Origin of the sequence: Gilliamella sp. BG2 (genome assembly GCF_046635645.1) — a bacterium.
In the GTDB taxonomy this organism is placed as follows: domain Bacteria; phylum Pseudomonadota; class Gammaproteobacteria; order Enterobacterales; family Orbaceae; genus Gilliamella; species Gilliamella bombi.
This window is the reverse complement of sequence record NZ_JBIDFF010000055.1, coordinates 1-3,906: the sequence shown is the minus strand read 5'-3', so window position 1 is coordinate 3,906 and position 3,906 is coordinate 1. Positions and strand designations below refer to the sequence as shown.

Here is a 3,906-nt window from a genome sequence, read left to right as displayed (position 1 = left end):
GTGATACCACGGGCACATAACACCCGATTCATCATATGCATAATAAATATCATTATTTGCGATTTCTGTTCTCATGCCGTTATATAAAACAGGGTCGAATAAACTAATTTTTGGTATCGGTAAATCAACGTCATATACTTTTTCACTCACTTAAACCTCGCTTATAATTAACAATTACATTTCCACATTTGAACGGTACAATCAGAATCAAGCATGTATCAAAATTACAGTTATTGATCGACTTTTCACCGCTCGGTAATAGATACTGATAACGACCGTCTGGAACATAAATAATACAGTTTTGTCCGTGTACATTGTCGCTCCATGCCCTAGTAGCAGGGGTGTAGGGCAGGACCATCAATACTTGTTTGCTAAATTTGTTTACTTGTTCAATCGCTTTTTGGAAAAACTCCCATTTCCGTGAAAAAGGAGGGTTGCAAAATGAGGTCGTAAATGGTGGAAATGAACTATTAGAATATGAATCAGAAAACCAATCTATATCGCTCAATGCGTCATAATCCTCAGTTAAACACCAGTCGCTTTTTTCTATTTGAACATCTTCGCTTGAGCAACATACATCAATATCAAAGCCTTTTATATTTAGCAGTGTTAACGCATCATTGATTAATAACTCTGATGTTCGCCAATAATCCTTGTTTTGCTTCTCTGTTTGTGATTTGTTTAGAATAGCCATTTTAAAAACTCTCTGATGTAGTGATTTGGTGGGTGTCACTCTGTCGCCAACGGCGTGACTACCGTCATGTCAAACAATACGGCTTGTATATTTCAAATTAGTGGGCTAACTGCAATTGCGGACAGTGTCTCTGCTAACACTAATCATCAACGCATATACCAGACGTTATTTTTAGCTTGTTGTTATACCTAGCTTTTTATTTAAATCTTCAACGACAACAGCAGGTAAATTGGATTTAATAACACTCGCTTGTATACCATCTAAAAAGTTGACTGATTCGGGCCATATTTCTTGTAATTTTTTGAGAGTTGCACAACTATTTAAAATAGCCATAATTTCATGCTCTAAATCATTTTTTTGTTTTTCTAGATATTTGAACTGATTCTGTAATGATAAAAAGCGTTTTGAAAACTCATGATCGGCGGTGTATGTTGGATTTTCGTCTAATCCATAAAAAATACGCTCAGAAGGTAATGTTAGATATGCACTTAACCCATTAAAATTACATCTCACACCTTCACAAATTCGAAAAACAGAATAATAATCAAATGGCAACTCTTTTGCTCGGGCTCTTATTTCATCCGCTTCTTTGAGAAGCTCAGCGGTTACGTTATCGTTATAAACGTCAAGAGCTAATTTAGATAAATTTTCATTTGCTGTTTTTAGCTCTTTATTTGCTAGTGATTGCTCAATTGCATTTTTACAAATTTGTTCTTTGATAGATTTAGTTAATCTTGTCATGATTCTTTCCTTTTAATAAAAAACCGTCACTTGGACGGTCATTAGATTAATTCAGGGACATGATTTTTTACAAAACCAATAAAGGATGACGCCATATTGCGCACATCCAAATCAATCCCCTCATAACGATAAAATGAAACTGGTAGAAATGATTTAATTAGGTAGACATTTTGATTAGCTGGTTTATAGCTTTGGAATAGATTGTAAGTGAACTTATCACAGTCAAACCAATCAAGATAACAGCGCCATTGCATACTATCGATATAGTTTTCAGCATTAGGCTGTGATGTTAATTTATGGTCAAAGATTTCATTAACCTTAATTGCATCAACCACACCAACAAATGTAACAGGCTCACCGTCAATAACGGTTTGCTTTTCTAGTTTAAATTCCTTAGCTTCTGGCAAAGCTATTTCACAATCCAAGCCTGATAAATCAAATTTGAATCCGTCTTGTTCAACGATAGATAATTCATCATTATATGATGCGTTTTCTAGGATTTTATGAAAAGACGATCCTGCAAGCATCGCTTCGGTCGGCGGTGTACGCTTTAATAAGAAGTCAATCATATCATCAATAGTTGATTCATCATTCAACAACCATCGGCGATACGATTCTAGTTGTGTAGCCGATATTCTTATCATGCGACAACCTCGAACACTTTAAGCTCTTTATTAAATGAAAACCCTTTTTTCTTACCAACTTTGAGTAAGAGTTGTTTTTCGATAGGGCTTGAATCAGCCATAATCATCAATTGCTCATTGAACGCATCAATACCATCAATAGTCATTAAATCAGCTTCAAGCTGAGAAAGCTTTTCTTGTTTGGCATTGTATGCAATAAGGCTTTCATTTAGTTTATTTTTAATTTCATCGATTAAATCACCTAAAAATGTAGGACTATCTTTAAATGATGGCACTTCTTTTACTGGTAATTGAGTAGGATTTTTACCAAAACCACTGGCGCTTGGGTTAAAATCAATAACTCTCTTGTCATTGCCTGAAAATTTTAATCGCCCCATCACGTCAGCAACTTTATATATTTCGTTCTTCGAGCCACCCTGTATATCTAGACGCTCTACAGTATCATCTCCGTTTTTTTCTTCGCTCATGTGAGCAACTAAAACAACATCTTTACCAAAAGAGCGCATTAATTTAAGCCAATCAGTAAAAACATTTTTTAACACTCCATACCCTTGTAGGGTAAACGAACCATTTCTATTTTTTAATTTCGGATCTGTTTTCATTAGATGAACTGTTAAAACATCTAATGCTCGACCAACCGCATCAACTATAATTGTGTTATATGGTTTTAGGTCATCCTCTGTAATATTGATAACATCAGACCAAGAATCAATTTCAACACTATCTTTTCGATTATTTGAACGATGTGCTCCTTTATCAAAATCAAACAATAAAGGCTTGTCTGCTGTGAACGCTGTAGATGTTTTACCTATCCCGGGTTGAGCATAAAGACATATTGTTAAATTTTTAACTTCAATCGGTTGTTCTGCCTTAATAATTTTTAGAGCCATGTATCACCTCATTTAAATGCGTGTCGCTTTCTTGTTTTTGAACTTGTAAATTAGCTAGTTCCGTTAAATCAACTCTGTACGCTTCTGCTATATCAATAATCATTCTTGATTGAATTGGTAGCGAGCTATATATTTGTTCCCATGTCATTCGCTTTACTCCGTCGCCACTTCTAACATCCAGCGAATCAACCCAAACAGTCCACCGAGCGTCAAAATGTAGGTACAAAAAAGGGCGTATAGTTGTTCGCCCTTGTTTAGTTTGTAATTTAGCCTGAATCGGTCTGTGTCATGTACATTACAGCCGACATGATCAATCGGTATTGTGTTCATTTAGACGCCCTCAGGTCGTTCTGTGAGTGAGAGACGCCAATTAATTCCATCAATATTGAAAAATAAGACGCTTCTACAATACTCATTGCTAAAATCATTCCAGCAACCACCATATTTATCGGCATATGGTTCATTAATGTAAAAATACACTTCGCCATCTTTGTCCATTGCCGCGTATTTCCATTTTTTACTAATTTTTCGCCACATATTGCGCGTAATTGGTAAAGGTGTTGATTGAGGTACAATGCGGTATTCTGTCTTCAATGATACGGAATTAGGGACTGCTGGGCGCCAATCAGCGCCGCGCTTATATTCAACTGGCAAACCCTGCATATTTGCTAATAAAATTTGCACCATATGCTCTTGATATTCATTTTGTGGTGTTAATTTTTCCATTATTCACTCCTCAATTCTTCGAAAAACCAATCTGTTATGTCTATGTCTTCGCACTCACAAGGCGACGCACAATAAACGAAGCCAATACGTCTTTTGAATAAGTGATTTTGTCTAGATATAACAATCAATGATGCAAGCAAGTCTGGAGCAAATCTAGATGCCTTATTTCCAGAAAACCAAGGAATATCAGCATCCAAACACGCATTTAACA

Annotated in this window: 7 protein-coding genes; all 7 read right to left on the bottom strand. The window is 35.8% G+C overall.

What is annotated here, in order from left to right; genetic code table 11:
* Positions 1 to 142 precede the first annotated feature (142 nt).
* A complete protein-coding gene (locus tag ACGH6Q_RS12010) occupies positions 143 to 694 on the bottom strand; it encodes a DNA N-6-adenine-methyltransferase (RefSeq protein ID WP_411592951.1) in 552 nt (183 codons plus the stop codon).
* A 171-nt stretch (positions 695 to 865) separates the two neighbouring features.
* Complete coding sequence (locus tag ACGH6Q_RS12005) at positions 866 to 1,435, bottom strand: Nmad5 family putative nucleotide modification protein (protein WP_411592950.1); 570 nt, start codon at positions 1,433 to 1,435, stop codon at positions 866 to 868.
* Between the two features lie 41 nt (positions 1,436 to 1,476).
* On the bottom strand, positions 1,477 to 2,079 hold the full coding sequence (locus ACGH6Q_RS12000; RefSeq protein WP_411592949.1) for a hypothetical protein: 603 nt from the start codon (positions 2,077 to 2,079) through the stop codon (positions 1,477 to 1,479).
* Positions 2,076 to 2,969, bottom strand: coding sequence for an ATP-binding protein (locus ACGH6Q_RS11995; protein ID WP_411592948.1), 894 nt, complete (start codon positions 2,967 to 2,969; stop codon positions 2,076 to 2,078). Before ACGH6Q_RS11995 ends, ACGH6Q_RS12000 begins: the two co-directional genes overlap by 4 nt.
* The gene (locus ACGH6Q_RS11990) at positions 2,950 to 3,117 is read right to left on the bottom strand and encodes a hypothetical protein (protein ID WP_411592947.1); all 168 of its coding nucleotides are present in this window, start codon (positions 3,115 to 3,117) and stop codon (positions 2,950 to 2,952) included. The genes ACGH6Q_RS11995 and ACGH6Q_RS11990 overlap by 20 nt, the downstream gene beginning before the upstream one ends.
* Before the next feature lie 182 nt (positions 3,118 to 3,299).
* The gene (locus tag ACGH6Q_RS11985) at positions 3,300 to 3,695 is read right to left on the bottom strand and encodes a hypothetical protein (RefSeq protein WP_411592946.1); all 396 of its coding nucleotides are present in this window, start codon (positions 3,693 to 3,695) and stop codon (positions 3,300 to 3,302) included.
* Positions 3,695 to 3,906: hypothetical protein (locus tag ACGH6Q_RS11980; RefSeq protein ID WP_411592945.1), on the bottom strand; the 212-nt coding region annotated here is incomplete at its 5' end. The genes ACGH6Q_RS11985 and ACGH6Q_RS11980, both read right to left, overlap by 1 nt.

Excerpts from the sequence above, each read along its gene's own strand:
- ACGH6Q_RS11990 (WP_411592947.1), bottom strand. The coding sequence starts at position 3,117 with ATGACATGGGAACAAATATATAGCTCGCTACCAATTCAATCAAGAATG.
- ACGH6Q_RS12010 (WP_411592951.1), bottom strand. The coding sequence starts at position 694 with ATGGCTATTCTAAACAAATCACAAACAGAGAAGCAAAACAAGGATTAT.
- ACGH6Q_RS11995 (WP_411592948.1), bottom strand. The coding sequence starts at position 2,969 with ATGGCTCTAAAAATTATTAAGGCAGAACAACCGATTGAAGTTAAAAAT.
- ACGH6Q_RS12005 (WP_411592950.1), bottom strand. The coding sequence starts at position 1,435 with ATGACAAGATTAACTAAATCTATCAAAGAACAAATTTGTAAAAATGCA.
- ACGH6Q_RS11985 (WP_411592946.1), bottom strand. The coding sequence starts at position 3,695 with ATGGAAAAATTAACACCACAAAATGAATATCAAGAGCATATGGTGCAA.
- ACGH6Q_RS12000 (WP_411592949.1), bottom strand. The coding sequence starts at position 2,079 with ATGATAAGAATATCGGCTACACAACTAGAATCGTATCGCCGATGGTTG.